Source organism: Treponema sp. R80B11-R83G3 (assembly GCF_054786115.1).
Genome location: NZ_BDHF01000130.1, coordinates 1 through 3,054, shown reverse-complemented (window position 1 = coordinate 3,054; position 3,054 = coordinate 1). Strand labels below are relative to the sequence as shown.

2 protein-coding genes are annotated in these 3,054 nt (G+C 41.6%); one reads left to right on the top strand and one right to left on the bottom strand.

The annotated features are described in order from the left end of the window. Nucleotides 1–204 precede the first annotated feature (204 nt). The gene (locus tag ACYVRH_RS11490; protein WP_461257055.1) at nucleotides 205–1,782 is read left to right on the top strand and encodes a leucine-rich repeat domain-containing protein; all 1,578 of its coding nucleotides are present in this window, start codon (nucleotides 205–207) and stop codon (nucleotides 1,780–1,782) included. A 39-nt stretch (nucleotides 1,783–1,821) separates the two neighbouring features. Here ACYVRH_RS11490 and hflX read toward each other — a convergent pair. Further along, nucleotides 1,822–3,054 (bottom strand): GTPase HflX (gene hflX / locus ACYVRH_RS11485; RefSeq protein WP_461257054.1); only part of this gene is annotated, 1,233 nt, incomplete at its 5' end.

Genomic DNA, 3,054 nt, shown 5'->3' with positions numbered 1-3,054 from the left:
AAGCAATAGTTTAATTAAAAACTGTTAATAACAGACAAAATTTTCACATGACTTTTTATAATAAAAGCGTTATATTTATAATGTAATATAATTATGTTTTTTACAAAACCCTATTGACATATATGGTAAAAATAGTAGAAAATTATATTATTAGGTTAAAAAAGCGGTTTTTTTACAACAATACTAATTATAAGGAGTTATGTCATGACAAAACGAATAATAGTAGCGGTTTTAACAGCCTGCCTTATTTGCGGCTCGGTATTTGCACAACAGAAAGCTAAAGATCATATCGCTCAGGGGCAGGAACATCTGAAACAAAAAAATTACGCGGAAGCGGTCACGTCGTTTGAAGCGGCTCAAAAACTTGAACCAAAGAACAAGCAGGTTCCTCCCCTGTTGAAAGAAGCGCAGGAGAAGAGAATGCAAGAGGCTTTTGAGCAGGCGCAGAAACTTCATCAAGAGGGAAATTACACTGAGGCAATAACGCTGTACAATTCGGCTATCAGGTATGCGCCTCCCGGATATAATACCCGTAACATACAGAACCGCAGAGATGAAGCGCAAAAAGCTTTTGCCCTGTCAGAACAACAGGCCTTACAAAAGGAACAAAAAGCGCTTGAAGAGCAGCAAAGATTGCTTCAAGAACAGGAAAGGCTGGCTAAAGAGCAGGCGGCAAAAGAACGCGCCGAGCAGGCCAAGCAGGCAATTCAAAAAGCAAATGAGATGTTTATCAACGGGAAATATTCCGACGCGATAGCACAATACGAACAAGCGGTTAATTCAGGCGCATTATCAACGGCTGAAATTGTCGAAACCCAACGCCTTATCACTGAGGCGCAGGAAGTGCAAAATAAATTGTTATCGTATAACAGGCCGTTAAAAGACAGTGATTTTGAAGTCGCGCAAGCCGGCAACATTATTACGATTACTAAATATAAAGCTTTTGAAACTAAAACAATAAACATCGCCGGAGTAAGCCACCTGATTCATTTTGGCATTCTTAACGTAGAAATCCCGCAAAAAGTCTTTGGTCAAAATTTATCAATCATTGGCTATGAAGCGTTTAAAAACTGCGGATTAAAATCAGTATCCATCCCCGATACAGTAACCGAAATCGGCTTTGGAGCGTTTGCCAACAACAATATTGAAAAAGTTACATTAGGAAAAGGCTTAAAAATTATAAGAGGCGGAGTCTCTCAGGGAAACGTAGAAGTATACGAACTTGGCGCGTTTGAAAACAACAAAAACCTTACGGAAATTGTAATTCCCGATGCGGTAACTGAAATAGGGGCAAGGGCTTTTAAGGACTGCGGACTTAAAAGGGCAATAATCGGTAAAATGGTTCAAATTATCGGAGAGAGCGCTTTTAGAAACAATCAACTGCCTGACATAGCGTTACAGCCATCAGTAAGATCCATACGCCGTTTCGCGTTTCATCAAAACAAAATAAAGGATTTATTCATTCCAAACGGCGTTAATGAAATTTATGACGAAGCTTTTACAAATAACCCGATGGAATCCGTCAATATACCCGTGTCATTGGTAGGATTAACTAAAATCAACAATTTGGACTGCCCGCGTATCGGCGGATATAACGCCAAATACACGGCTTCCTCTCCTCTTACTTTCCCCAATACTCTTATTCTTGTTACATTTCCGGCAAATTTGCACGATGATAATTTGGCGACATTTGAAGCAAGCCTAAGAACTTATTACACCACCAATAAAAAAGCCGCTGGAGTTTATATAAAGGACGGTCCTGTTTGGAATTTTAAGAGATAACCGGTATAACCAAAGCCCCGTAAATTGCGGGGCTTTTTTTTATTTCAGTTGATTAACAGTTTTCACGATTTTTTCTTTTAGCGTATCAAGCCCAATGCCATTTTTTACAGAAATCGCGATACTATCCGGGAAACGGTTTTGCAATTCTTCCAAAGCGCCGCCTGTCAAGCGGTCGATTTTATTAAGAACTGTGATCATCGGAATGTCAATAGGCGGTTTTTCCGCTTGTGAATCAGTATTTTTTTTGACGGATTTAAGTTCGCCCGCGCTTAACCCTTTCATGTCAGCCAAATCATTTAAAACATTTATTGTTGTCTCATAATTACTCTCTATATCCGGCTCTGAAGCGTCCAATATGTGTATCAGGATATCCGCTAATGCCGCTTCTTCCAAAGTTGAATGAAACGCTTTTATCAGCGAATGAGGGAGGGAACGGATAAAGCCGACCGTATCCGTAAGCAGTACAGTAACTCCGGGCAGCGGTTGAAAACGCCGCGTAACGGCATCTAGGGTACAGAAAAGTTTATCCTCGGCAAGCACGTCCGCTCCCGTCAGTACGTTTAACAGGCTTGATTTTCCGGCGTTGGTATAGCCTACAATCGCGCATACTTTCATTTCGTTACGCTCTCTCTGTCCCCTTTGAGTCTTTCGCTGTTTTCGCACCTGATCAATTTCTTTTTCAAGCTGATTGATTTGTTTTTCTATTTTTCTGCGGTCAGTTTCAAGTTTTGTCTCCCCCGCCCCTTTTGTCCCATAACGGCCTCCGCGTTGGCGCGAAAGATCGATATACTTGTGCGTTAACCTCGGTAAAAAATACATAAGTTCGGCAAGCCTGACCTGCAATTCCGCTTCTCTTGTAATTGCCCTTTGCGCGAATATGCGGATGATAAGCTCCTGCCTGTCCACAACGGGAAGCCCTGAAAGTTCTTCCCAATTCCTCTGCTGGGACGGGCTTGGATTCCAATCAAAGACCAGCAGATCCGCATACGCTTCTTTTGCCTTATTTGACAATTCCTCCGCTTTTCCGCTCCCCATGCCGAACTTGGCGGTTTTCTCGCGGACGCGGATTCTTTCATGCGCGGCGATTTCAATGTCGAGGGTTTTCGCTAATCCTTCAAGTTCTCTGCATATCGCGTCGTCGTTTCTTTTGCCGGTTATTATGCTTACTAAGAACGCTTTTTTGGGGGTTTCTTTTGTTTCGTAGAGTTTCTGCATGGGGGTATTATAGCATTTATATAACAATTTAATTATTAATTCTAGTCGGATGTATCT

What these genes read in the sequence shown, in the direction of transcription:
- ACYVRH_RS11490 (WP_461257055.1), top strand. Translation starts at nt 205, where the DNA reads ATGACAAAACGAATAATAGTAGCGGTTTTAACAGCCTGCCTTATTTGC.